A 24,939-nucleotide genomic window follows, 5' to 3' on the forward strand; every position below is an offset into this window, starting at 1 on the left:
AAACTCAATGAATTAATAGATTATTATTTGATAAATTTAAAAAGAGGTTTTTAAATGGATAAAAATGAGATAACAAGGACTTTATTGTATGTTGGTGAAGAAGGTGAAGTGTCTATGGATGTTATCATAGACCATGAAAGAGAGACTATGTGGGCAACTCAGAAAACAATGGCTGAAGTGTTTAATGTAAAAGTTCCTGCAATAAGTAAACATTTGAAAAATATTTTTGAAGAGGGGGAATTAATTAAAAATTCAGTTGTTTCCAAAATGGAAATAACTGCATCAGATGGTAAAAAATATAATACAAATTTCTACAATCTCGATGCAATTATCTCTGTAGGTTACAGAGTAAACTCCAAAAACGCAACACATTTCAGAATTTGGGCCACTGGTGTATTAAGGGAATTTATCATTAAAGGTTTTGTATTGGATGATGAGCTGTTGAAAAATGGTTCAAGATTTGGAAAAGACTATTTCCATGATTTGCTTGAAAGAATTCGTGAGATAAGAGTTTCTGAAAGGCGGTTCTATGAAAAACTAACGGATTTGTATGCAACTAGTCATGATTATAACAAAAATGCTGAAATTACTAGAGAATTCTATGCAAAAGTTCAAAACAAACTTCATTATGCAATATCTGGAATGACTGCTCCTGAAATAATCAGAAATCGTGCAAGTAGTGATAAGGAGAATATGGGATTAACCTCCTGGAAGCATTCTCCTGAAGGTAAAATACAGTTGAGTGATACTAAAATTGCTAAAAATTATTTGACTGAAGAGGAATTGGCTGAACTCAACAAACTTGTAGAATTGTATCTCAATTTTGCCGAACTTCAAGCAACACGGGAAATCCCTATGAGTATGAAAGATTGGGCAAATCAATTGGACAAATTCCTGGATTTTGTTGGTTATCAGATATTGGAGGGAAAAGGAGAAATTAGTCGCAAAGAAATCAATGATTTTGTCAAAGGGGAATTTGACAAGTTCAGACCAATCCAGGATAAATTATACAAGTCTGATTATAATGAATTTGAAGAAAAAACTAGAAAGTTATTAAATAAGTAATTTTATATTTGAATAGATTTTAATATTTACTTATGCAAAGTAATGATAATTCAAATAGTGTAGACATAATGCTTGGAAATCCAAAAAAGGCATTGATAAGCATGTCTATACCTTTAATTATCTCATTACTCATTTCCAGCTTATACAATCTTATCGATGCGGCTTGGGTGTCCGGTTTGGGAGCCGATGCACTTGCTGGTGTTGGGTTTTTCACACCAATATTTATGATTTTAATAGGTTTCGGCAACGGCCTTGGAGCAGGTTCTGCTTTTGCAATATCAAAATATATAGGCGAAAACAATAAACTGAAGGCGGATAATGCATCCATTCATTCTATTTTAATTGATATTATCGCATCAGTTATAATAACTGTTTCTCTTTTTGTTTTGCTTGTTCCAATATTGAATGCAATGGGTGTAGATCAAACCATTTCTTATGCAACAGATTATGGAAATATAGTTGTTTTGGGCTCAATATTCATAATCCTTTCAAATGCTCTTTATGGAATTTACAGAGGTGAAGGAGATTCGACCAGGCCGATGTATGCTATGATTGCATCAGCTATTTTGAACATGGTTCTTGATCCTATTTTTATTTATACGTTAAATATGGGAGTTAAAGGAGCTGCCATTGCAACATTAATATCAGCAATTTCTGTAATTCTGATTTTGCTTTATTGGTTTTATATTAAAAATGACACTTACTTGAAGCCGGTTTTATCTAATTTCAAATATAAAAAGGAAATCGGGTTTGATATTATTAAAGTTGGTCTTCCCGCAAGTATCCAGCTTTTAAACAATGCGTTTTTTGCAGCAGTCTTTTCTGCACTTCTTGCGTTTTTATCATCAACAGATTCTGTAGCTGTTTATTCGACAGGATGGAGGATTGTAATTATAGGAACAACTCCAATTTTAGCTATCGGAACAGCCCTAATCAGTGTCATTGCAGCAAATTACGGTGCCAAAAACTATAAAAACATTCAAATCGCCCACAGGCATGCAATGAAAATCTCAATAATATTTGCTTTTGCGGTTGCAATCCTGACCAATGTGTTTGCCGGAGATATCGCTTCAATATTCGCTTCCAGTGGAAGCAGTGTAAGGATAGCTTCTGAACTTACAAGTTTTTTGGCTTGGATTGTAATATATTATCCTACAATGGCTGTTGGTGTAGCTTCAACTTATGTTTTCCAGGGTCTCGGTAAAGGAATAACTGCAATGTTTCAGACAATCATGAGGGAAACAGGATTTACAATATTCTTTGCTGTATTACTAGGTGTTGTTTTGAATTATGGTGTATGGGGAGCATGGATGGGTATTGTTTTAGGTGAAATAATTTCAAATAATATTACTTTAATCTGGGCTGATTGGGAGATTAAAAAGCTTTTGAAAAAATAGAATGAATAATAAGAGATCGCTCCCTTATTAATCAACTTTGTTTATGTCTTTTAGATAGATTACATCGTCACATATTGTATTTACCAAATCCATGTCGTGACTTACAAGCAGAAATCCCATATTTCTTTCTTTAACTATCTTTAATACGGAATCCAGGATTTGTACTTGTGTTATTGCATCCAGCATTGTTGTCATTTCATCAGCAATTAGGAATTTTGTCATAGGATTTAGTGACCTCAAAACGGAGAATCTTTGCAGTTCTCCTCCAGAAAGTTCCTGCGGAAATCTGGTAAGCCAAGATTTCTGAATACCGAAGTCCTCAAGAAGGTCATCTGGAACTTCCCATGATTCGCCTAATACACTGTCCATTTTCCACTTTGGATTCATAACTTTTTCAGGATGTTGGTAAATTAACTGTACTGGGCAAAACCCTTTTTTTGGGAGTTCTTCACCGTTTAAAGTAACTCTACCATCAAATTTTTGAACATGGCCTGAAAGAATTTTACACAATGTTGACTTCCCGCTTCCACTATCTCCAACTAAACCGGTTACTTTATTATTGTCCAGATATATGTCTATATCTTTTAATATGTAGTTTTTAGCTGAAGGGTATTTAAATGAAATATTCGAACCAATAAGTTCCATCTTATGCACCTTCCTCATATTTAAAACATCTGACTTTTTTATTTCCTATGCCGATAAGTTGAGGCCGTTCACTCTTACATCTGTCGAATGCCATTTCGCATCTGTCGTAGTATGGGCATCCGTTTGGTATTTCGCCGTGTAGTGGTTGGTGGCCTTTGGTCAGTTCGAATCCGTTTGCAGGCAGTGCTTTGTATAGTGCTTTGGTGTATGGGTGGAGCAGGTTTTCTCCATCTCCTGTGAAGTCTTCTTTCAGTGCTATTTCGATTACGTATCCTGAGTAGAATATTCCTATTCTGTCTGCTACTTCCAGTGCGGCGTGTATGTCGTGTGTGATTAGGAGTACTCCGATTCCGTCTTTTTTCATGTGTTTGAAGTGATTTAATGTTTCCTGTACTGTTTTTTCGTCCAGTCCTGGTGTTGGCTCATCTGCTACGACGAGTTTTGGATCAGACAGTAGTGCTGTTGAGACGAGTACTCTTCTTGCCATTCCTCTGGATAGCTGGAAGGGGTACATGCCATCCACTTCGGGACCTAAATTATAATGCTCAAAGATTTCCCTTTGCTGTTGCTTTTTTTGTTTTTTCTCTTCTTCACTTTCGGTGTGTCCGATTGCCTGGTCGGATATTTTCATCAGAGGATCAAGGAAGTTCACGGATTGGGGCACAAGTACTATGTCCTTTCCCCTTATCGCCTCTTTATCTGCTTGTGACAATTCCTTTCCTTTGTATTTTATTTTTCCGTTTAGGTTTGCGTTTTCAGGCAGTATTCCGAATATTGCATGTGCAAGAAGGCTTTTTCCAGATCCGCTTGAGCCCAGTACTGCCAGTATTTCTCCTTCGGATATATCTAAAGTTAAATCGGTGATAACTTTTAAATCTCTTTGATTTAAACCTTTAGTATATTGAATGAATGAAATCGATACGTTTTCAACATCTAATAATTTCTCCATGTTATCACCTATTCATTTGCACTTGTCGGATCAAGTATTTTCTTGATATTTTCTCCGGCAATATCAAATAACAATACAATTATCAGTAATGCCAAACCAGGGAATAATGCCAGCCACCAGTCACCTGTTGCAAGATATTTCATTGATTCTGATAAAATAATACCGATTGCAGGCTCGTGTGGTGATAAACCGAATCCCAGGAATGTCACGCTTGCTTCGTGCATGATTGCATGAGGGAAAATTAAAATTGTTCCAACAATTATCTGAGTAATCACTAAAGGAATTATATGCTTTCTTGCAATCCAAATCTTTGATTTTCCAAATCTTTCGGATAATTTAACAAAATCGGATGTTTGGATTTGTTTGATTTCCGCTCTTAAAACTCTTGCAAGTGATGTCCAGTGTGTTACTGCAACACCCATTGATACACCAAAAGCTCCACCACCCAAAGCAATGGAAATTAAAATAATCAGCAGGATGTGGGGAATTGACAGGAATAAATCAATTAACCATGAAACTATGCCATCAAGGAACTTATTTGTACTTCCGATTAATGCCATGGCAATAGCGATTAAACTACTTAAAATTGATGCTGCAGCACCAATCTGCACACTTAATCCCAATCCTTTCAACGTACGTGTAAACATGTCTCTGCCCATCCAGTCAGTACCGAATAAATGTTCGAAGGATGGGGGTTGATTCATTGCTTTAAAATTTGTGGTAATGCTTCCTGAATCAATCAGTAAACTTGAAATCACAATAACAACCAATATAAACACGGTTATTCCGATGGTTAACAGAGTTTTAGTTCTTAAATTCATGTTTGCAATTGGATTATAAATACTGCCTTTTTCTGAGCTAACCATCTTCATTACTCTCCTTAATTCTTGGGTCTACGAAATTATAAATCAAATCAGCAATTAAATTACCACAGTATACAAATATTGCACTGAAAATTACAATTCCTAAGAGTAACGGCACATCACTTTTAAGACCTGCTGAAACCGCTGCCTGTCCTATTCCAGGATAAGTGAATATCTGTTCCACAAGTACTGTACCTCCGAATAATTCTGAAAATCCTAAAAACTGTAATGTAATTGCTGGAAGTAAAACATTTCTTATCCCATGTCTTTTAATTAAATTCCAACCACTTTCACCTCTTGCTTTTGCAAATAAGAAATAATCACTGTTCATTTCTTCAATCAATTTATCACGGGTGTATAATGCAATTGATGCTACTCCAACAATACTTAATGTGACCATTGGAAGTATTAAACGATTTAACCAATCCCAGAAGGTAACGCTGTCACTTAATCTTCCAATTGGAACTCCTAAACCTGTCGGGAACCATCCAAGATATACACTGAATATCATTAAAATGATTAATGCAATCCAAAAGACCGGTGCTGATTGTAAGATGTAACAATAAACTTTAATTGCTTTGTCAACAATGGTGTCTTTTTTGAATCCGGCTACAACTCCTAATAAAAATCCTAAAATTCCTGACAGTACCCATGAGGATAACATCAGTGCCAATGACGCCATAAATCTTTCTTTAATAACGTCGATTACAGGTATTCTGAATATAAGTGATGTTCCCAAATCACCTTTGGCGATGTTTCCTAACCAGTTGAGTATTTTTGTGGTTATCGGTTCATGGACACCCCAATATGCTTCTAATTTGGCTATCTGGTCTTGGGAAATAATAACATTGCTTATATATGTTTTTACAGGATTTATTGGAGACATGTCTATGAGTAAAAAGCTTAACAGGATGACAAAAATAAGCAAGATTGCAAATCTGACAATCTTTTTTCCTAAAAATTTCAATAATCTTTCATAGTTCATCTATAAAACTCCTATAAAAAGGGAAAAAGAGGTGAGTTAAATTATATGAAATTTAACTCATTAGTTCAACTGTCTATTTTTCTATTGAGGAAACACGGGTCCAATCGTATATGTTACCGAATATATCTCCTCCGTGTGGTTGAATGAGTGCTGTATCCGTGGATATGTTTAAACTTTCGTCAACAAAGTATCCATATTTGATTTCTCCAGCCCATAACCATGCAGCATCACCTTTAGGTGAAACACCTGTGCTTCCATCCCAAGAAGCAGCAGACCATTCAGCAAATGAGGAATTTCTGTCCATTCCCATAGCTTTGTCCATGTGAGCATCTACAACACTGTTGTTGTAGTGTCCTGGGTTTCCGATTCCGTCAGTGAAACTGCTGCTGTAATATTCACCTTTCATTGTTGAAGGGTCGGTTGAACCGTATCCCCATACAACAAGATCACTGTATTCATGTTTGTAAATTTCATCCCATTCTGCACCGGTTGCATTGATTTCTATTCCAAACTCTTTTGCTTGTTCACTAATCATTACAGCAATAGCTTGTCTTTCAGGTGCTGATGCGGAGTAGTATACATTAAGTGATGCTTTGGTACCGTTTTTCTCTACGATTCCATCGCCGTCAGTATCTTTCCATCCGGATGCATTTAAAAGTTCTTTAGCTTTTGTAATGTTACCGTCTTCGATTGCAGATTCGTTATTTGCCCATGGTAATGAGTGAGATACTCCATCGTAGTTAGGATATCCGAATCCGTTTAATGCTCCTTCAGCAATAGCGGTTCTGTTAATACCATAGTTTAAAGCTTGTCTTACTGCTTTGTCTGCGGTTACATTGTTACCTACAGGTGCGTCATCTTTCATTTCACCTGTGTTGTTGGTCATTGGGAAGGAAATACCTCTTACGTCAATGGTGTCTAGTAATTCCATTGTGTATCCGTCAACAGTTTCATTTGCGTATGCTAATGGTACTGCTGCAACATCCACTTCTTTGTTTTTAGCAGCATTGAATGCAGCTTCATTTTGTGCAAATAATATGGTTAATTTATTGAATTCAGGTTGTTTTCCATAGTAATCTGGGTTTTTCTCTAAGATTACTTGTTGGCCTTTGTCCCATTGTACGAATTTGTATGGTCCAGATCCGATTGGGTTGGATCCATAAGTTTCGTTGTTGTATGAATCAGATGGCACAATACCTAAGTATGCTAATTTATCAACAAATGATGAATCGGATTGGTTTAATTCAAATTTGACTGTAGTCTTATCTACTGCAGTAGCTTTAATGAAATTGCTGAAATCCAATTCGCTTGTTCCATTGTTTTTAGCTTCGTTATATGTGAATGCAACGTCTTCAGCGTCTAAAGTGGTGTTATCTGTAAATTTAACTCCATCTCTGATTTTTACAGTATATTCTGTAAAGTTGCTGTTTGCTGTCCAATTTGTTGCCAAATCGTTTCTATAATTCATGTCGGGGGTCATTTTCAATAATGTTGATTGAATTAATGGTTCTGCTAAGTAGTTCCACCCGAGTATAGGATCGAAACCTGATTCAGGTTCTCCTCCATGACTGTAAGCGGCAACTACAAGTTCGTCGTCAGCTCTTTCAGGACTGGATTGTCCCATAAAGATTGCTCCGCCTATAATTGCGATTATTATTACGGCGATAATTCCAATAATGTATTTTTGATCCATTATGTTTTCTCCATAATTTTAAAATTTTAATTGTTATTATAAGTTTATAAAAAAGTATTATTTTAATTAATAACAATTGATTAAATATTATTATTTAAGTATATTTAAATATTTCTAAATTAAGTATTACTTTAATTAGAATTTTATAAAAAAAGTATTAATTATTACAAATTTTTGGATAATTTATATACGTTGTATTATTTTTAGGTGAGGTAGTTTAAAATTAGGGATATTAATGATTAGGCACCATTAATATCTTTTAAATATATTCTGTCGTCACAGATTGTATCAACTAAATCCATATCGTGACTTACAAGCAGAAATCCCATGTTTCTTTTTTTAACTATCTTCAAAACGGAATCCAGGATTTGTGCTTGTGTTATTGCATCAAGCATTGTTGTCATTTCATCTGCAATCAGGAATTTTGTATTCGGATTCAGTGATCTTACAACTGAAAATCTTTGCAGTTCTCCACCGGATAATTCTTGGGGAAATCGTGTTAACCATGATTTTTGAATTCCGAATTCGGATAATGCCTCATCACTAACGTCCCATGATTCTTCTAAAACTTGTTTCATTTTCCATTTTGGATTCATAACTTTTTCGGGATGTTGATAAATCAGTTGAACAGGCTTAAATCCATTTTTAGGAAGAGGATGCTCATCTAATGTAACGCTACCTTCGTATTTAGTCACGTATCCTGATAAAATTTTACATAATGTTGACTTTCCGCTACCGCTGTCTCCAATCAGTCCAATGATTTTCTTATTGTCTAATTCAAGGTTAATGTCTTTTAATAAGTAATTTTTAGCAGATGGGTATTTAAATGAAATATTCTCAGCCTTAAGTTTCATATTATGCACCTTCCTCATATTTAAAGCATCTAATTTTTTTATCGCCTAAATCTATTAATTCTGGTCTTTCTTCCCTACATCTATCGAATCTCATTTCGCACCTGTCATAATAAGGACATCCTTTTTGTATTTCTCCGTGTAGTGGTTGGTGTCCTTTGATTATTTCGAATCCATTTGCGGGCAGTGCCTTGTATAGTGCTTTGGTGTATGGGTGGAGCAGGTTTTCTCCCTCACCACTGAAATCTTCTGTTTTGGCAATTTCGATTACGTATCCTGAGTAGAATATTCCGATTCTGTCTGCTACTTCCAGTGCGGCGTGTATGTCGTGTGTGATTAGGAGTACTCCGATTCCGTCTTCTTTCATGTGTTTAAAGTGGTTTAATGTTTCTTGTACTGTTTTTTCGTCGAGTCCTGGTGTTGGTTCGTCTGCTACGACGAGTTTTGGGTCGGATAGTAGTGCTGTTGATACGAGTACTCTTCTTGCCATTCCTCCTGATAGCTGGAATGGATACATGTTGTCGACATCGGGACCAAGATTGTAGTGTTCAAAGATTTCTCTTTGCTTTAGTTTCTTTTGTTTTTTCTCTTCGTCTGTTTCTGTGTGTCCGATTGCCTGGTCGGATATTTTCATTAGGGGGTCAAGGAAGTTTACTGATTGTGGTACGAGTACTATGTCTTTTCCTCTGATTTCTTCTTTGTCTTTTTGTGTGAGTTCTTTTCCTTTGTATTTTATTTTTCCGTTTAGGTTTGCATTTTCTGGAAGTATTCCGAATATTGCATGTGCTAGAAGGCTTTTTCCAGATCCACTTGAACCCAAAACTGCCAATATCTCTCCTTCGGATATGTCCAATGTCAAATCGGTGATGACTTTTAAATCTCTTTGATTTAGTCCTTTTGTGTATTGTATGAATGAAATTGAAACATTTTCAACATCTAATAATTTTTCCATTAAATCACCTTTATCTTTCAAAGATTTTCAAATGATAAATTTTATATACTAATTTGTACTTTATCAATATTAAAGTTATTCAAAATTTATAAAAAAGTATTACTTTTTACATAATAATGTTATTAAATGTAATACTTTTTTTATGGGGTTAAAAATGAAGGTTATTATTAGGAAATTGGTTGATGATTCTAAGCAAATTCAAGATGTCCAAAAATTTTTATTTAAAATGATTAAACTTGAATTTGGTTATGATTATGTTCCAGAATGGCATCAGGACATAATAAAAATGGATGAATATTATATTAATCCTAACAGAAATAATTTTTTTATAGCCTATAGTGAAGAAACTGGTGAAATATTGGCAACAATTGGTATTCGTGCTTATGATAAAGATTTTTTAGAATTTATGCATTTATACTCAAAAGATACTACCTCCAGTATTTGGAGATTGTTTGTTGATAGAAGATGTCGCCGTTGTGGCTTGGCCTCCAAAATGTTTAGTATTGCCGAGAATTTTGCAAATAACATGGGCTATGACGATATTTACTTGCATACTCATAAAACATTGCCTGGGGCTATTCAATTTTGGAAAAAGATGGGCTTTGTTGTTGCTTTAGATGCAGATGATGAACTTGAAACTGTTCATATGGATAAAAAAATAGTCGGATTGGATATTAACCCTTTAGCTAATGATTTTTCTTATGCTGTAAAATTATGATTTTTTGATATATCTCTGTGTGTGTGGGCAAGCAAAGATGCATTTTCCACATACGGTATCTGGTTTTCCCAAGTTTTCCTCACTTACTTTCAGTGCATATTTTTCACATTTTTTATCATCGTAAAATTCGTTTCTCTTAAGTTTATAATTCCAGTTTAATCCGCTTACCGCTCCTCCGGGGCAAGCATTCATACATTCCATGCATTTTCCACATTTGGACTTAAGTATAGGTATTCCAATATCTAATGGTGCATCTGTTAGGACTGAGGACAGTCTAAGTGCTGATCCGTAATTTTTTGTTGTAAATAATGCAGATTTTCCAATCCATCCTAGTCCGGATCGTGTAGCTATTGTTTTGTGTGGCAGTTTGAATGAATTAAATTCTCCAAAATCAGTTCCCAATCTTTTTTTTGTTTGAGCATATGCATTATATCCTTTATCTATTAAAAATTCCTCACATTTCATTCCAAGATAATCTAATCTTGAATTTAAGCTAATCAATTCTTTAAGATATTCGGGAGTTGGTGCGTTTTCCATGTTTCTTATGATTTCTTTCGGGTAAGTTATGTAAAAGACCACTCCTGTGTTTAGTGGGGGTTTTGGTGTAAAGTTTGTGATGTCTGCATAACCTACTTCGCAGGCACCATTTTTTATTAAAAATTTTTTTAATTCAATAGACAGAGCCATGGGCGGATATTTGCAGATTATATTATTTAAATTTAAAGTTAGTATTACTTTTCATATAATTTTTATTTTTTCAGGGATTATTTTGTACTTAGTTTTTATTTATTAATGTATAAATCCGATATGTGATGTTTTTTTAACTGTTCAGTTTTATTTCTTTTTATTAAAAAAATTTTATAATTAAATTGAAGTTTAAAAGTAATAAATATGTTTTTATACTTGGAGGTGTATATTATATATAATATTAAAATATGTAAAAAATGTATTACTAATTAAATATTTTTTTGATTAAAAGTAATACTTTTGTTTTAATATTATTTTAATTGTGTTATGGTGAAAATTATGGATAAAAAAACAATGATGATTATAGGTGCGGTTGCAGCGATCCTTGTTATTGTTGTCGCAGCTTTTGCTTTAATGGGCGGATCTTCTGATGATGACCCAACTCATTTGACTGTGGCGGCACACAGTAATTTAAAAGAACCGGAATCTGGTTTTAATCCAATTACTGGGTGGGGATGTGGACACCAAAACTATAATCCTTTAGTACAAAGTTGTTTATTTAAAACAGATAAAAATGGAAGTATCGTTCCTGATTTAGCTACTGATTATTCAATTAGTAGTGACGGTAAAACATGGACAGTAAATGTGAGAGATGACGTTAAATTCTCAGACAATTCAACATTCGATGCTGAAGATGTAGCATTCACATTTAACACAGGAAAAGATACAGAATCCGAAATAGATTTAACAAATATTGAAAATGTAACCGCTAAAAACAGCACTTGTGTTGAATTTAACTTAGTTGAACCAAGATCAACATTTATTTATGACTTAAGATATGTTGGTATTTTGCCTTCTGATTCCTATGACAACAATACTTACGGTGAAAACCCAATTGGAACAGGACCATATGTATTGGATCACTGGGATAAAGGTCAACAAGCTATCTTCAAAGTAAATGACAACTATTATGGTGATAAACCATACTTTACTCAAATTACCTTATTATTCCCTGAAGAATCTACTTGGTTAGAACTCGCTAAATCTGGTCAAGTTGATGTTGTGCCTGTTGCAACTTCTGCATTAAACCAAACTGTAGACGGATACCAATTCTATCAAGTATCTGCTGGAAGAGCACAAGGTATATCATTCCCTTACCTCAATGACACTGGTCTTACAAGTCCGGCTGGTTCCAAAATAGGTAATAATGTAACTGCAGATCATGCAATTAGGGAAGCATTGAATGTAGGTGTTAACCGTCAAAAAATGTGTGACGATATATTCTCCGGACATGCAACTCCAGAATATACTAGTGTAGATACAAGAGACTATGCAAACCCTGATGCCAAAGTAAATGATTCAAATGTTGATGAAGCAAAGAAAATCTTGAACGATGGCGGATGGAACGACACTGATGGTGATGGAATCGTTGAAAAAGATGGTTTAAAAGCATCATTTGATTTATATTATCCACCTGATTATCTTGACAGACAATCTTTAGCAACTGTATTTGCTGAACAAGCAAAAGAAATTGGAATTGAAGTAAATCTTAAAGGTGCTGACTGGGATACAATCTATGCAAACATGTATAGTTCCCCTGCAGTAATGCAACAAACTTCTCCAGACCCATATAAATCTATCTATCAACAATACTACAGTAAAGAACCAGATGATTTCTATATGAACCCAGGTTTGTATAACAATTCTGCTTCTGACGCTTTAATGAAACAAGCTATGCATACTACTGATTTAACCCAAGCTAATACTCTATGGGCTCAATCTGCACTCGTTAACGGTGGAGGTTGGGGTCCTGCCGGTGATGCTCCATTTGTATGGCTTGTTAACTATGACTATAACTACTTCATTAAAGATGGTATTGATATAGGTGAACAACCAGACGGTTTAGGAAATGATGTTTTAATAAATGTGGTTGATTGGACTAGAACCAATTCAACAGCATAAACATCTTTTTCCTTTTTTATTTTTTTAAAATTTTTCAAGGGGGTTTATTTCATTGAATAAACAAAAATTAGCAAAATATTTTGGTTTTAAATTAGTACGTTTCATAATTTTGATTATTGCAGTTGCAATTTTTAGTTTTGTGTTATTAGATTTATCCCCTATTGACCCAGTTAATGCTTATTTAAAAGGTGCTGCGGTATCTGAAGCACAAAGGCAAATTTTAGAACAGTATTTTGGTACTAATGTTCCTTTGCCAACAAAAATATATCATTGGATTTTAAATTTGATTCAAGGAAATCTTGGAACTTCATTAATATATCGTGCCCCTGTCGTTGATGTTATTTACCAAAAGTTCTCTGCTTCTGTAGTTTTAATGGCATTGTCATGGATATTCAGTGGAGTCATTGGTTTTGCATTGGGAATACTTGCAGGTAAAAATAAGGGATCATGGATTGATAAAGTAGTTAAAGTTTATTGTTATGCAATTCAATCTGCTCCATCTTTTTGGGTTGGAATGCTTATTTTAATGGTATTTTCAGTTTATTTAGGATGGTTCCCAATTGGATTTGGTGTGCCTATTGGTGTTAAAAGTACTGATGCAACATTTATGGAGTGGGCGACAAGACTTGTTCTTCCTACATTGACACTGAGTTTAGTTGGTCTGGCTCCGATTGCAATGTATACCCGTAATGAATTAGTGCAAGTTTTATCATCAGATTATGTATTGTTCGCAAAATCCCGTGGTGAAAAAGGTTGGGATTTAGTTAAAAATCATGGAATAAGAAATATTTTACTTCCTGCAGTCACATTACAATTTTTATCATTTTCGGAATTGTTTGGTGGTGCAGTCATGGTAGAACAAGTGTTTTCTTATCCTGGTATAGGGCAGACGGCTGTTGCTGCAGGTCTTCAAAATGATGTTCCATTATTTTTAGGAATTGTGGTAATTAGTGCAATTTTCGTATTTGTCGGTAACCTGCTTGCGGATATCTCTTATTATCTGATTGATCCAAGAATCAAGGAGAGTGAGTTCAATGATTAGAAAAAAAACTGATGATAAAAAGCAGTGGTTTTTATACTCGGCCAATCTTAGGACAAAAACTTTAGTAATCATTGTTCTTTCCTCTTTGGTTATAATAAGCATTTTTGTAAGCGGTTATTTCATAAGAGACATTCCATCAAGCTTTGTTAATGCTAATCAGATGCCTTCCTTAGAACATCTTTTCGGAACAGATTGGATGGGGAGAGACATGTTTCAGAGAACCATTGCAGGACTTGGATTAAGTTTAATGGTAGGTTTTATTGCATCTGCTGTAAGTACATGTATTTCCATTATTTTCGGACTATTTTCAAGTTTCAATAAGTTTGCTGATGAATTTGTTGCGGGTATTATTGATTTATTCGGTTCAATTCCTCATATCCTTTTAATTATTATAGTATCCATTATGTTTGGTGGTGGAGTATATGGTGTTATTATGGGTGTTGGTTTAACTCATTGGACGCCTCTTGCGAGGGTTTTAAGGTCTGAGGTAAAGGAAATCAGGACTAAGGAATATATTCATTTAGCTCATAATCTAGGTAAATCTAAGATGTGGATTGCTCTTAAACATATTTTGCCTTTAATTGTATCTCAAATTATTGTGGGAGTAATATTGATGTTTCCTCATGCCATCATGCACGAAGCAGCGATAACATTTTTAGGATTCGGTTTGCCTCCTCACGAACCGGCTATTGGAGTGATTTTATCAGAGTCAATGCACTATTTATCTTCAGGATATTGGTGGTTAGCATTCTATCCGGGTATATCATTATTGATAGTTGTATTGCTGTTCGATTTAATCGGCGAAAATGTTGAAAAATTACTCAATCCCGAAACAGCTCAAGAATAAGATAAATTATCTTATTTTTTTCATTTTTTTTTTAAGATTGGAGGTATAATATGAACATTCAAATTAGGGAAATTAAAAATAATTATAATGAAATCTGTGCGGTTAAATCTTTCTTATATGACCAAATTAGAAAAGAGTATGGTATAGGTCCTACTCCGGAATTCCATTATGATATTGAGGGAATAGAAGAGTATTACATTTCTCCTAAACGAAATAATTTTTATGTCACATTTTGCGGTGAAAAAATTGTAGCAACTGCAGCCGTTAGAGCTTATGATAAGGATTATGAGTTTTTTAGAGATTCATATTCTCAGGAAAACACTGCGAGTATCTGGAGACTAATGGTGGACAAGGATTACAGGAGACATGGTCTTGCACGTAGGTTAGTTTATGAAATGGAAGAATTTGCTAAAAAAGAAGGATATGAAAAAATGTATTTGCATACTCATAGGTATCTTGATGCGGCGCTTCCTTTTTGGAAATCCCTTGGATATGAAGTAACTGTCGAAGAAGATGATTATGATGAAACAAGCCATATGATAAAAAAGTTATGAGTTTTTCCTAAAACTTATTTTATATTATAATCAATATTTAATTGATGAAGCGAACTGCACTAAAAATCGGATATATCGGAACTAATTTTCATGGATTTCAAAGACAGCCCAATTTGAGGACTGTTGAAGAGGAATTAATTTATCATCTGCGCAAACTGGACTACATTGATGATCTGAAGAAATCCCGATTCAGAATTGCCGGCAGAACTGATGCGGGTGTCCACAGTTTGGGAAATGTAATCAGTTTCCAGTCAGAAAAGGAAGTCCGTGTAAACGAAATCAATAATTCCCTGCCTGATGATATTCAGATTTTGGCATCAGCACCGGTGAGATATGCGTTCAAACCAAGATATGCTCAAATGAGACAATATCGTTACATGCTTTTTCAGGACTTGGACATTTACAAATTAAATGAGTGTGCTGAAATCTTTAAGGGAACCCATAACTTTACAAATTTCACCAAACGTTTCCAAAAGACAACAACCCGCACAATCGATGACATTAAAATCACGAAAGTTGATCTGGATGATTATCACAAAAGAGAATTCCCTAATCTTCATGAGACTCTATCTCCTATCTTCATTGACATTTATGGTGAATCATTCTTGTGGAATATGGTAAGAAAAATGATGAGGGTCTTTGTTGATGTTGCCCGAGGAAAGATGGATTTGGACGAGGTTGAAAGATTGTTGAATCCGGAAGAAGGCGAACCGAGAGCATATATTAAGGTTATGGAACCGGAATATCTGATTTTGATGGACATACAGTATGACGGAATAAAATTCACATATGATGATTATGCCTGCGAGAGATTCAAGAGGGATTTGGTTGATTCTCTGAGTGATTTACAAAAAAAATATGCCATTCGTGAATCAATGATAAAAAGTTTAAATGATGTACGTATATAATATATTAATAGAGGGGTAAGTAATGGGTAAAGTATACAATATTTTTGACAAGTTTTCCATTATCAGTATAATTATAGGTCTGGCTTTGGGAGTTTATCTTGCAGTTAACCATAATGATACAAATCTATGGATAGAATCAATTCCGTTTATTTTATTATTCTCTTTAATCATGACAATAATACCAATTGCTTCTTCAATAAAGGATTATGTTAAAGAAGGTGAAAAGTTTCCAGTTACAGACCTTATTGAAGCGTTTTTACTCAATATTGCTATTATAACTATTTGTATGGCATTTGGTGTTGTTTTTGGTTCGTTCTTTATTGGTAATGTGATTTATGATAATGGAAAATTGCCTGACATAGTTGATATGCTTTTATACGGCAGGCAAGTTTAAAAATGTTTTTTAAACTATTATTTTAATTTTTTCATGATATTTCAAATAAATAGATGATGTGAGTGATGTTTATGAAGATTGCGACTATTTTGGGTACACGGCCGGAAATTATTAAGATGGCTCCAATTATTGATGAGATTTCTAGTAGGAGTATTGATCAGGTTGTTTTGCATACAGGTCAGCATTATGATAAGGAAATGTCTGATAATTTCTTTAGGGATTTGGAGATTCCTGCTCCGGATTATAATATTCATGTGGGTTCAGGTAGTCATGCCAAGCAGACAGGTTTGATGATGCAGGGTATTGAAGATGTTTTGTTGGATGAAAACCCTGATATTGTGTTGGTTCAGGGTGATACCAATGCTGTTTTGGCTGGTGCGTTGGTTGCGGCTAAGTTGCATATTGCTGTGGGTCATGTCGAGGCAGGTCTCAGGTCATTTGACATGACAATGCCTGAGGAGATTAACCGTAGAGTTGCTGATGTCTGTTCAGCAATGTATTTCATTCCGACTGAAGAGTCAGCTTTAAATCTTTTGGCTGAAGGTTATTCTAGAAAGAATTTGATTATTACTGGTAATACTGTTGTCGATGCTTGCTTCAGGCATTTGGAGATTGCTAAAAAGAGAGGTTTTGAAGAAGAATCCTTGGCTGATTTGAATATTGAGGATATGAATAATATTTTAACCTTAACAATGCATAGAGCTGAAAATGTTGATGATAAAAGGAGGGTGGCAAGTATTATCGAGGCTTTAAAAGAGCTGACTGATATGAACATTATTTTCCCGATTCATCCAAGAACCAAGAATACTCTGCAGAATTTCGGTCTGTTTGATGAGTTGAATAATATGGACCATATTCATATTGTGAAACCTATAGGTTATCTTGATTTCTTATTGCTGAGCTCAAAGTCCACATTGATTTTAACAGATTCCGGAGGTCTTCAGGAAGAGGCGATAACACTTAATGTGCCTGCACTGACTTTAAGATACAATACTGAAAGACCGGAAACAGTAACTGCTGGGGGAAATATTCTTGTGGGATCTGACAGGGATGTGATTTTAGAAAATGCAAATAAAATCTTGAATGATGATGAATTTGCAGACAGGATGAAAAATGCTGAAAATCCATATGGTCAAGGGAATGCAGCGAAATTAACTGTCGATGCAATAGAAGACTATTATAACAGGGGACTGCTTAATATTGAAGCTCCGGACGACATCATGACATCATTTACAAGAAAAATGGTGCTTGTTGATGAGGACATCACTGTTAAGGACTTTGAAGACAGGGAAAATGCGCTGATACACATGCTGTTCGATGGGCAGAAAATGCGTTTTCCAAAAGATGACTTAAAAATAAAAGGTATGATGATTACTTATGATGCAAGAGAATAACGATTCAATTTTGGTATTCGAATACTTCACTGCTTCCGGTGAAAAGGATAAATGCATAATTTCTGAAGCAGAAGCAATGATATTCGCACTTCTAGATGACTTGTCAGATTTGAAAATTGATTTGGTAATCAACGAATCCTATGGGGATGTCGTTAAGGATTATGAAAATGTCAACCCTATTTTAATAGATGTTGATGTCATCGACTGGTTGGCCGATAATGCCTCAGATTTCACTAAAGCCATTTTCATCGCAGCGGAAAACAACAACAATCTGTTCAATATCGCAAAAATCCTTGAGGAAAATAATGTAAAAGCATATAATTCTTCCTCTGATGCATGCTTTAAATCTTCAGACAAATCAGAATCATACGAAGCGCTTTCAAACATAGTTCCGCAGCCGAGAACATTCCGCTTTAAAATAGATCCTAAGGGGTACTGGAAAAGAGCAATCGAAAATCTCCATGAAAAATGGCAGGCTGAAGACCCATTAACTCCATTAAAACTTATTATCAAACCTCTTATGGGAGTGGACTGTGAGGATATAGTTGTAATTGAAAAGATTGAAGATTTGACTCTTGATTTGGACAGGATATTTAAACCTGGTTCCAGAGTAATTGTTCAGGAGTTCATTGAAGGAACAGACGTTAGCGTTAGCCTAATATCCGATGGTAAAAAAGCAATTCCGCTAAGTTTGAATGAACAGTTTGTTGAGCTGAAAGATGATAAGGGAACTTATGTTGGCGGAAAACTGCCATTTGAAAGCAAATACAAAAATGAAGCATTTGAAATAGCTACAAAAGCAGTTGAAGCCATCGATGGTCTAAAAGGTTTTGTTGGAGTTGATTTGATAATTAACGCCGATGAAAAAGACATTTATTCAGTATATCTTTTAGAGATAAATTCAAGGTTCACAACACCTTATGTCGGATTAAAAGAAATTGCCAACTTTAACATAGGCAAATCAATCATTGATTTAATTGATGGAAAGATAAGCATTAATGACTTGGACCTCTCTTTGGATGGTGAAGTTGAATTTAAAAAATCCGGCGACAATTTAGTAATTAGGAGAGTATGATATGAAAGTGGCAGGTTTTGATATAGGTGGAGCAAACACAGATTTGGCAGTAATTGACTTTGAAAATGGTGAGATTAAAAATATTGAAGTTGATTTTGCTTATCTTCCAATGTGGAGCAACAATGATGATTTATCAAGAGTATTGGTGGAACTAATTGAAAATATATGCCCGCTCTCGCAGATTGATGCCGTTGGAATTTCAATGACTGCAGAACTTGTTGACGCCTATGACACTAAAAAGGATGGAGTTTTGGATGTAGTCAGAAAATGCGAGGAAACTTTTGATTGTCCGATAGCTTATGTCGGCATCGAGGGTATGATGGGCAAAGAGGAAATAGAAAAAACTCCACTCAAAGCAGCTGCAGCTAACTGGATTGCAACAGCTCAAATAGCTACTTTAATTTCTGACAACTGCATATTTATCGATACTGGAAGCACTACAACAGATATTATTCCGATTAAAGACGGTAAAGAATGCGCAATAGGAAAATCTGATTTTGATAGATCCGCTACAGGCGAGCTGGTATACACAGGCACTTTAAGAACAAACCTTGCAAGCTTTTTAGATAAAGTGGAGTTGAATGGAAAGGAATACCGTGTAGCCAGTGAGCTATTTGCACAAACTGCTGATGTTTATATGGTGCTGGATTTAATAACTGAAGAGGACTATGTTTGCGATACTTTTGATGGTGAGTCAAAATCAAAACTGGATTGCGCTAAAAGAATTGCCCGTGTGGTCTGTGCCGATTTGGAAATGCTGTCAATGGATGAAATCGTTGAAATGTCCAAATTTATTCACGCAAAACAAATAGAACAAATCGCCGACGGCCTAAAACAGGTTCATGAAACTCAAAACCTGGATTTGATTGTTGTAACAGGACTTGGTAAAGATATCCTGGATAAAAAAGCAGCTGAACTTTTGGGTTTGAATGTTAAATCAATGGGAGATATTCTAACTGATGAGGAATGTGTGGTTGCACCGGCTGTTGGAACAGCAGTCATGATGAACAAGTATTTGAATTAAGATTCAAAGAGCAATTAATACAAAAAACAGTTTTCATTGGGTTGATTTTGAATTCATGAATTTAAACTAATACCATACATCTTTTAAGCCGAATAGATATGCACAGGTATTTGTTATCAAATGGATAACCAATGTCAACACAACAGCTATTATAATGAATGTGAAATCAAGTTTCACTATAAATGAGACTAAAATTAAAGCAACAATTAAAAAATCTAACTGATCAAGAATTGGTGCAGGTTTTCCTCTGCCAATTCCAAGTCTTCTTTTTAAAAAACTTCCAAGTGCATCCCCTAAAAGAGCACCGAAACCAAGTAAAAATCCAATCAGGATTCCTGAGTATAAATCACTGGCCATGGGTGTTATAATGTATGGACCAAATGTCTGGATTATTTGCGGAGCGAAATATCCTTGAACTGCACCTGTTAAGGTTCCGATAACGGTTCCGGCGATTAAACCTCTCCAAGTCACTCCATCTCCAATCCAACGATTTCCGGAACTGTCTGATTTTCCGAAGTCCACCGGGGTGCCTCCACCAAACAATAGTCCGCTGCCATTTGAAAAATACGCAGGGAGGATGAAATAGAGAGTTGTAACACATGCAATTAAAAACATTTGAAAATCCATCATAATTTAATCTCGAGTCATGTTTATTTTAAGAATATTATGTTATATATAAGAATTTTCTAGTATATATTAATTAAGTTTAAATATTAAATTATTTTAAATATATAATATTATTGTAAGTTTATACTAATGATACAGAATTGTTAGTAAGGTGATTGATTTGATAATTAAAACTACAAAAAGTTTATGTCCGGAGTGTGGCAAACCACTTGAAGCGGAGGTTTATGATGAGGACGGTAAAATTTTCATCAAAAAAACTTGTGACGACCATGGTGAATTTGTAAACACTTACTGGAGTGATGAAGATTTATACAACAGGGTGGAAAAGTTTACTCCTTCAATAACCTCTATTGAAAACCCTTCAGTTGAAGATACTGCATCATGCCCAAGTAATTGCGGGTTATGTTCAAAACATGAGACTTCCACAGTATTAGGATTGATTGATGTAACCAATAGGTGTAACTTAAAATGTCCGGTTTGCTTTGCCAATGCGGCTGCTGCAGGATACTTATATGAACCTACTATGGAAGAAATAAGGCAAATGCTTAGAAATTTAAGAAACTTAAAACCTCATCCATGTCCTGCTATTCAATATGCGGGCGGTGAACCTACTGTCAGAAAAGACATCATTGATTTAATCAAGATGGCAAAAGAGGAAGGTTTCACTCACGTTCAAATAGCAACTAATGGTATTAGATTAGCTAAAAGAGAAAATTTGGCTAGTGATTTAAAGAAAGCCGGTTTGAACACTGTTTATCTTTCTTTTGAAGGTGTAACTCCAGAACCTTATATTCAAAATAAGGGAAGGGATTTGCTTCCTGATAAACTTCAGGCTATTGAAAACTGTAGAAAAGCAGGTTTAGGAGTTGTTCTAGTTCCTACATTGGTTAAAGGTGTTAATGACCAGCAAGTCGGTGAGATAATCAAATTTGCTTTTGACAATAACGATATCATATATGGTGTTAACTTCCAGCCGGTTTCATTTTCAGGAAGAACACCATCAGAACATGTTGAAGAGCAAAGGATTACTATTCCTGATTTTGTCAACATCATTGAAAGCGAAACTGATGGTCAAGTTCCAACAGATGCATTTTATCCGCCTTCATTCGTTGAACCAATTGCAGAGTTCATTTCCCTATTGGATGGTGAGGAATCAGCTAAGGTGACCTTAAACTGTCATGAACATTGTGGAATCGCTACTTATGTATTCAGAGAAAAAACCGAAGGTGATGGAAAGGATAAATTAATCCCAATCACTGATTTCATTGATGTTGAAGACTTATGCAGCAAATTAGATGAATACAATGAAAAACTTAAAAGCGGTAAATTTGGGTCCCGTAAGAGAGTTCTCGCCGGTTTAACTGGAAATCTTGCTAAAATGATTCATACAAGCAGATCTCCTAAAAATTTGGACATTGCAAAAGTGTTATATAATGTATTTGCTAAAGGGGATTATGACGCATTGGGTGACTTTTCCAAAGATGCAATGCTTATTTCTTGTATGCACTTTATGGATCCTTTCAACTTTGATGAAGATAGGGTTAAAAAATGTGTTATTCACTATGCAACACCTGACGGTAGAATCATTCCGTTCTGTACTATGAATTCCATGTATCGTGAAGGTGTTGAAAAAGAATTCTCAAAACCATTAAAATAAACTAGCATATCAAATCACCTAAAAACTTATTTTTGTATTTGGGGTTTTCCCTGAATACTTCGATATTTTTTATTTACATTATTTTCTTATTGATTATTATAGTGATATAAATGGATATTATTAAAGGAAAAACATGGACTTTTGGGGAAAATATTGATACTGATGTAATTATTCCCGGAAGGTATTTAAGAACATTCAATCCTCAGGATTTGGCGGATCATGTACTAGAAGGTGAACGTCCGGATTTTACAAAAAATGTTAAAAAAGGAGATATTATTGTAGCGGATGAAAACTTTGGATGTGGTTCATCAAGGGAACAGGCTCCAGTCGCCATTAAAACTGCGGGTGTCGATGCAATCGTTGCCAAATCTTTTGCAAGGATTTTTTACAGAAATGCAATTAATATTGGGTTGCCAGTTATCGTTTCAGATATTGAAGCAGAAGATGGTGACATTTTAATTATTGATTTGTCTAAAGGGGAATTGATAAACCAAACAACAGGTGAATCAGCCACCTTTGAACCATTCAAAGAATTTATGTTAAATATTTTGGAAGACGGTGGATTAGTTAACCATTATTTAAATGATAATGAATAATTTTTAGTTATAGAGGTATTAAAATGGATTGTCCGATTTGCGGTAGTGATGATATAGAAATTTTAAACTCGAAGCAGAAATCATCAAAGAAAAAGTTAATGGAAGAGTATTTATTGAAATGTGAAGATTGTGGACATGTTTTTAAAGATGTGATTTCTCTAAAAAAACCTAAACCTTACAGATTAATCATATCTGAACATGATAAATCTCACAAGACAACTATTGAATTATCTCCAAGTGATGAGCTAAAAGTTGGAGATGTTTTGCTGTCTGATTTGGGTCAGGTTGAAGTAACCAGCATTGAAGTTAATGATAAAAGAGTAAATAACTCTAAAATTGAAGATATAAATACTATTTGGGCATCTTCAGTTGAGATTCCCGCCCGTATTGGTTTTTCAGTGGATTTGCATGGTAATGTGGATTCATATAAACTTGATTTGGACAGGGATTTTGAAATCGCTCCGGGGGATGTAGTTAAAATTGAAAATCACATTGTCAAGGTGCATGTTGTTAAAACTCAGGAAAGAAAACTCACTTCAGGTTTTGCAAAAGCAGGGGTAATTAAAAGGGTTTACTCAAAACCTGTCAAATTCAACAATTTTGACTATGATTTGACTAAAGACATTGTTAAAAAAACTATTCGAGATTAACCATGAAAGTTTATATTGACTCTTACGGATGCACATTCAATAAAGCGGATGCACAGATTATGGCGGGTGTGCTTTTAGAAAATAAAATAGATATTACCGATTCTATTGATGAAGCTGATGTTATTATTGTAAATACCTGTTATGTTAAATTGCCTACTGAAAATAAAGTTGTATACAGGATTCAGAAGCTTCAAAAGGAGTTTCCAGATAAAAAAATTATTGTCAGTGGGTGTATGGTTGAAATTGATCCTGAAAAATTAGAAAAAATTGGGCCGAACTGTTCCTGGATAGGTCCTCATCAATTAAATAAGTCCGCTGATGTTGTTAATGGAACATATTGCGGTGAAGTTATTCGGGAAACTGGTTTTACAAAGGAAAGTAAAGTGGGTGTTCCAAAACTCGCAGATGATGGTTATATTCATATAATTCAGATATGTGAAGGCTGTTTGGGTGCATGTACATTTTGCTGCACTCGTTTTGCCCGAGGTCCATTAAATAGTTATCCTATTGCAGATATTGTTGCAGAAGCAAAGGATGCAATTGAAAATGGGGCATGTGAAATTCAGCTTACCGCTCAAGACACTGCGGCTTTTGGCCGGGACAGCGGTGAAAAACTATCTGATTTAATTGAAGAAGTGGCCAATTTAGAAGGAGATTTTCGTGTTCGTGTTGGAATGATGCACCCTAAAAACATTCTGAATGATGTTGATGACATAATTTGTGCAATGAAACATCCGAAGGTATATAATTTCATTCATTTGCCTATACAATCTGGCAGTGATAAGGTCCTATCTGAAATGAGGCGGGGTCACACTTTACATCAGTACATGGACATAGTCTCAAAATTCAAAAATGAAATTCATGATTTAACCTTGGCGGTGGATATCATTGTCGGTTATCCTAGTGAAACTGATGAAGATTTTAATCAAACAGTCGAATTTCTTAAAAATGTAAAGCCGAATCTAATTCATTTGTCAAAATATCAGCATCGTAAAGGTGCAATTTCATCTTCTCTTAAGGAGATTCCGCCGGAGGTAATGAAGAAACGTTCTAAATTTTTATCTGAAATTAAATCAGAAATCACTGAAGAGGAGAACAAAGAATTGGTTGGATCTCATCAGAAAGTATTGGTTGTGGAAAAAGGCTCTAAAGGAGGTTTCATTGCAAAAACTGATTCTTATATTCCAGTTATTGTTGATGATGTTGAGTTAGGAAGTTTTGTTGATGTAAAAATAACCGAAGCAACTGCCACTTACCTTAAAAGCCAATTGATTAATGAATAAATTTTTTATTTTAAATTTTTCTTATTTTTATATTTTTACCTAAGTTTTATCCTTTAATTATAATCAATATCAATATTTTTTTCTAGTTTTCAAAAGCATTTTAGGATAAGGTTACTACTAT

Annotated in this window: 25 protein-coding genes; 16 read left to right on the forward strand and 9 right to left on the reverse strand. The window is 34.7% G+C overall.

The genetic code is table 11. From position 1 onward, the window contains the following. Positions 1–54: 54 nt before the first annotated feature. Both Q4Q55_RS01950 and Q4Q55_RS01955 read left to right on the forward strand, forming a co-directional pair. Positions 55–1,065, forward strand: coding sequence for a virulence RhuM family protein (locus Q4Q55_RS01950; protein WP_303371133.1), 1,011 nt, complete (start codon positions 55–57; stop codon positions 1,063–1,065). Positions 1,066–1,097: 32 nt separating this feature from the next. Continuing rightward, positions 1,098–2,462, forward strand: coding sequence for an MATE family efflux transporter (locus tag Q4Q55_RS01955; RefSeq protein ID WP_303371134.1), 1,365 nt, complete (start codon positions 1,098–1,100; stop codon positions 2,460–2,462). Between the two features lie 27 nt (positions 2,463–2,489). Here Q4Q55_RS01955 and Q4Q55_RS01960 read toward each other — a convergent pair whose 3' ends face one another. From Q4Q55_RS01960 to Q4Q55_RS01990, 7 genes are all read right to left on the reverse strand, one after another. Continuing rightward, complete coding sequence (locus Q4Q55_RS01960) at positions 2,490–3,107, reverse strand: ABC transporter ATP-binding protein (RefSeq protein WP_303371135.1); 618 nt, start codon at positions 3,105–3,107, stop codon at positions 2,490–2,492. A 1-nt stretch (position 3,108) separates the two neighbouring features. Beyond that, the gene (locus Q4Q55_RS01965; protein WP_303371136.1) at positions 3,109–4,056 is read right to left on the reverse strand and encodes an ABC transporter ATP-binding protein; all 948 of its coding nucleotides are present in this window, start codon (positions 4,054–4,056) and stop codon (positions 3,109–3,111) included. Positions 4,057–4,064: 8 nt separating this feature from the next. Then, positions 4,065–4,922 (reverse strand): ABC transporter permease, encoded by an 858-nt coding sequence (locus Q4Q55_RS01970; protein WP_303371137.1) that lies wholly within the window; start codon positions 4,920–4,922, stop codon positions 4,065–4,067. Then, positions 4,915–5,904: an ABC transporter permease gene (locus Q4Q55_RS01975; protein ID WP_303371138.1), complete on the reverse strand. Its 990-nt coding sequence runs from the start codon at positions 5,902–5,904 to the stop codon at positions 4,915–4,917. The genes Q4Q55_RS01970 and Q4Q55_RS01975 overlap by 8 nt, the downstream gene beginning before the upstream one ends. Positions 5,905–5,977: 73 nt before the next feature. Continuing rightward, the gene (locus Q4Q55_RS01980) at positions 5,978–7,597 is read right to left on the reverse strand and encodes an ABC transporter substrate-binding protein (RefSeq protein WP_303371139.1); all 1,620 of its coding nucleotides are present in this window, start codon (positions 7,595–7,597) and stop codon (positions 5,978–5,980) included. Between the two features lie 239 nt (positions 7,598–7,836). Beyond that, positions 7,837–8,451, reverse strand: a complete 615-nt coding sequence (locus Q4Q55_RS01985) for an ABC transporter ATP-binding protein (protein ID WP_303371140.1) — start codon at positions 8,449–8,451, stop codon at positions 7,837–7,839. Between the two features lies 1 nt (position 8,452). Next, positions 8,453–9,400: an ABC transporter ATP-binding protein gene (locus tag Q4Q55_RS01990; RefSeq protein ID WP_303371141.1), complete on the reverse strand. Its 948-nt coding sequence runs from the start codon at positions 9,398–9,400 to the stop codon at positions 8,453–8,455. A 154-nt stretch (positions 9,401–9,554) separates the two neighbouring features. Here Q4Q55_RS01990 and Q4Q55_RS01995 point away from each other — a divergent pair, with 154 nt between their 5' ends. After that, on the forward strand, positions 9,555–10,118 hold the full coding sequence (locus Q4Q55_RS01995) for a GNAT family N-acetyltransferase (protein ID WP_303371142.1): 564 nt from the start codon (positions 9,555–9,557) through the stop codon (positions 10,116–10,118). On the opposite strand, the gene Q4Q55_RS02000 is transcribed toward Q4Q55_RS01995, so the two are convergent. Further along, positions 10,113–10,805 carry a 4Fe-4S double cluster binding domain-containing protein gene (locus Q4Q55_RS02000; protein ID WP_303371143.1) on the reverse strand — a complete coding sequence of 231 codons (693 nt, stop codon included), beginning with the start codon at positions 10,803–10,805 and terminating at the stop codon, positions 10,113–10,115. The genes Q4Q55_RS01995 and Q4Q55_RS02000 overlap by 6 nt on opposite strands. A 339-nt stretch (positions 10,806–11,144) precedes the next feature. Between Q4Q55_RS02000 and Q4Q55_RS02005 the strand changes: the two genes are divergently transcribed. The 9 genes from Q4Q55_RS02005 (at position 11,145) to Q4Q55_RS02045 (ending at position 20,005) form a co-directional block, all read left to right on the forward strand. Further along, the gene (locus tag Q4Q55_RS02005; RefSeq protein ID WP_303371144.1) at positions 11,145–12,767 is read left to right on the forward strand and encodes an ABC transporter substrate-binding protein; all 1,623 of its coding nucleotides are present in this window, start codon (positions 11,145–11,147) and stop codon (positions 12,765–12,767) included. Positions 12,768–12,819: 52 nt separating this feature from the next. Continuing rightward, the gene (locus Q4Q55_RS02010; RefSeq protein ID WP_303371145.1) at positions 12,820–13,809 is read left to right on the forward strand and encodes an ABC transporter permease; all 990 of its coding nucleotides are present in this window, start codon (positions 12,820–12,822) and stop codon (positions 13,807–13,809) included. Then, on the forward strand, positions 13,802–14,656 hold the full coding sequence (locus Q4Q55_RS02015) for an ABC transporter permease (protein WP_303371146.1): 855 nt from the start codon (positions 13,802–13,804) through the stop codon (positions 14,654–14,656). The genes Q4Q55_RS02010 and Q4Q55_RS02015 overlap by 8 nt, the downstream gene beginning before the upstream one ends. A 50-nt stretch (positions 14,657–14,706) precedes the next feature. Continuing rightward, positions 14,707–15,210, forward strand: coding sequence for a GNAT family N-acetyltransferase (locus tag Q4Q55_RS02020; RefSeq protein WP_303371147.1), 504 nt, complete (start codon positions 14,707–14,709; stop codon positions 15,208–15,210). A gap of 44 nt (positions 15,211–15,254) precedes the next feature. Beyond that, complete coding sequence (truA, locus tag Q4Q55_RS02025) at positions 15,255–16,118, forward strand: tRNA pseudouridine(38-40) synthase TruA (protein ID WP_303371148.1); 864 nt, start codon at positions 15,255–15,257, stop codon at positions 16,116–16,118. Between the two features lie 22 nt (positions 16,119–16,140). Beyond that, entirely contained in the window at positions 16,141–16,512 is a 372-nt protein-coding gene (locus tag Q4Q55_RS02030; protein ID WP_303371149.1) for a hypothetical protein, read from the forward strand. 71 nt (positions 16,513–16,583) lie between these two features. Next, the gene (gene wecB, locus Q4Q55_RS02035) at positions 16,584–17,906 is read left to right on the forward strand and encodes a non-hydrolyzing UDP-N-acetylglucosamine 2-epimerase (RefSeq protein WP_303371150.1); all 1,323 of its coding nucleotides are present in this window, start codon (positions 16,584–16,586) and stop codon (positions 17,904–17,906) included. Continuing rightward, positions 17,890–18,981 carry an ATP-grasp domain-containing protein gene (locus tag Q4Q55_RS02040; RefSeq protein WP_303371151.1) on the forward strand — a complete coding sequence of 364 codons (1,092 nt, stop codon included), beginning with the start codon at positions 17,890–17,892 and terminating at the stop codon, positions 18,979–18,981. Before wecB ends, Q4Q55_RS02040 begins: the two co-directional genes overlap by 17 nt. 1 nt (position 18,982) lies before the next feature. Continuing rightward, positions 18,983–20,005, forward strand: coding sequence for a hydantoinase/oxoprolinase family protein (locus tag Q4Q55_RS02045; RefSeq protein ID WP_303371152.1), 1,023 nt, complete (start codon positions 18,983–18,985; stop codon positions 20,003–20,005). A 66-nt stretch (positions 20,006–20,071) separates the two neighbouring features. Here the strand turns inward: Q4Q55_RS02045 and Q4Q55_RS02050 are convergent, their stop codons facing one another. Next, the gene (locus Q4Q55_RS02050; protein ID WP_303371153.1) at positions 20,072–20,635 is read right to left on the reverse strand and encodes a CDP-2,3-bis-(O-geranylgeranyl)-sn-glycerol synthase; all 564 of its coding nucleotides are present in this window, start codon (positions 20,633–20,635) and stop codon (positions 20,072–20,074) included. A gap of 157 nt (positions 20,636–20,792) precedes the next feature. On the opposite strand from Q4Q55_RS02050, the gene tes reads away from it, so the two are divergent. The 4 genes from tes to Q4Q55_RS02070 all read left to right on the forward strand — a co-directional run bounded on the left by tes (position 20,793) and on the right by Q4Q55_RS02070 (position 24,818). Then, complete coding sequence (gene tes / locus Q4Q55_RS02055; RefSeq protein WP_303371154.1) at positions 20,793–22,289, forward strand: tetraether lipid synthase Tes; 1,497 nt, start codon at positions 20,793–20,795, stop codon at positions 22,287–22,289. A gap of 110 nt (positions 22,290–22,399) precedes the next feature. Next, a complete protein-coding gene (gene hacB / locus Q4Q55_RS02060) occupies positions 22,400–22,885 on the forward strand; it encodes a homoaconitase small subunit (protein ID WP_303371155.1) in 486 nt (161 codons plus the stop codon). Positions 22,886–22,908: 23 nt separating this feature from the next. After that, the gene (locus Q4Q55_RS02065) at positions 22,909–23,535 is read left to right on the forward strand and encodes an HVO_0476 family zinc finger protein (RefSeq protein WP_303371156.1); all 627 of its coding nucleotides are present in this window, start codon (positions 22,909–22,911) and stop codon (positions 23,533–23,535) included. Between the two features lie 2 nt (positions 23,536–23,537). Further along, entirely contained in the window at positions 23,538–24,818 is a 1,281-nt protein-coding gene (locus Q4Q55_RS02070; RefSeq protein WP_303371157.1) for a tRNA (N(6)-L-threonylcarbamoyladenosine(37)-C(2))-methylthiotransferase, read from the forward strand. Positions 24,819–24,939: the final 121 nt, after the last annotated feature.

Origin of the sequence: Methanobrevibacter sp., assembly GCF_030539555.1 — an archaeon.
Taxonomy (GTDB): domain Archaea; phylum Methanobacteriota; class Methanobacteria; order Methanobacteriales; family Methanobacteriaceae; genus Methanocatella.

Coding starts and splice junctions, on each gene's coding strand:
- Q4Q55_RS01950 (WP_303371133.1), top strand. CDS start 55: ATGGATAAAAATGAGATAACAAGGACTTTATTGTATGTTGGTGAAGAA.
- Q4Q55_RS01955 (WP_303371134.1), top strand. CDS start 1,098: ATGCAAAGTAATGATAATTCAAATAGTGTAGACATAATGCTTGGAAAT.
- Q4Q55_RS01960 (WP_303371135.1), bottom strand. CDS start 3,107: ATGGAACTTATTGGTTCGAATATTTCATTTAAATACCCTTCAGCTAAA.
- Q4Q55_RS01965 (WP_303371136.1), bottom strand. CDS start 4,056: ATGGAGAAATTATTAGATGTTGAAAACGTATCGATTTCATTCATTCAA.
- Q4Q55_RS01970 (WP_303371137.1), bottom strand. CDS start 4,922: ATGGTTAGCTCAGAAAAAGGCAGTATTTATAATCCAATTGCAAACATG.
- Q4Q55_RS01975 (WP_303371138.1), bottom strand. CDS start 5,904: ATGAACTATGAAAGATTATTGAAATTTTTAGGAAAAAAGATTGTCAGA.
- Q4Q55_RS01980 (WP_303371139.1), bottom strand. CDS start 7,597: ATGGATCAAAAATACATTATTGGAATTATCGCCGTAATAATAATCGCA.
- Q4Q55_RS01985 (WP_303371140.1), bottom strand. CDS start 8,451: ATGAAACTTAAGGCTGAGAATATTTCATTTAAATACCCATCTGCTAAA.
- Q4Q55_RS01990 (WP_303371141.1), bottom strand. CDS start 9,400: ATGGAAAAATTATTAGATGTTGAAAATGTTTCAATTTCATTCATACAA.
- Q4Q55_RS01995 (WP_303371142.1), top strand. CDS start 9,555: ATGAAGGTTATTATTAGGAAATTGGTTGATGATTCTAAGCAAATTCAA.
- Q4Q55_RS02000 (WP_303371143.1), bottom strand. CDS start 10,805: ATGGCTCTGTCTATTGAATTAAAAAAATTTTTAATAAAAAATGGTGCC.
- Q4Q55_RS02005 (WP_303371144.1), top strand. CDS start 11,145: ATGGATAAAAAAACAATGATGATTATAGGTGCGGTTGCAGCGATCCTT.
- Q4Q55_RS02015 (WP_303371146.1), top strand. CDS start 13,802: ATGATTAGAAAAAAAACTGATGATAAAAAGCAGTGGTTTTTATACTCG.
- Q4Q55_RS02020 (WP_303371147.1), top strand. CDS start 14,707: ATGAACATTCAAATTAGGGAAATTAAAAATAATTATAATGAAATCTGT.
- truA (WP_303371148.1), top strand. CDS start 15,255: ATGAAGCGAACTGCACTAAAAATCGGATATATCGGAACTAATTTTCAT.
- Q4Q55_RS02030 (WP_303371149.1), top strand. CDS start 16,141: ATGGGTAAAGTATACAATATTTTTGACAAGTTTTCCATTATCAGTATA.
- wecB (WP_303371150.1), top strand. CDS start 16,584: ATGAAGATTGCGACTATTTTGGGTACACGGCCGGAAATTATTAAGATG.
- Q4Q55_RS02040 (WP_303371151.1), top strand. CDS start 17,890: ATGATGCAAGAGAATAACGATTCAATTTTGGTATTCGAATACTTCACT.
- Q4Q55_RS02045 (WP_303371152.1), top strand. CDS start 18,983: ATGAAAGTGGCAGGTTTTGATATAGGTGGAGCAAACACAGATTTGGCA.
- Q4Q55_RS02050 (WP_303371153.1), bottom strand. CDS start 20,635: ATGATGGATTTTCAAATGTTTTTAATTGCATGTGTTACAACTCTCTAT.
- hacB (WP_303371155.1), top strand. CDS start 22,400: ATGGATATTATTAAAGGAAAAACATGGACTTTTGGGGAAAATATTGAT.
- Q4Q55_RS02065 (WP_303371156.1), top strand. CDS start 22,909: ATGGATTGTCCGATTTGCGGTAGTGATGATATAGAAATTTTAAACTCG.
- Q4Q55_RS02070 (WP_303371157.1), top strand. CDS start 23,538: ATGAAAGTTTATATTGACTCTTACGGATGCACATTCAATAAAGCGGAT.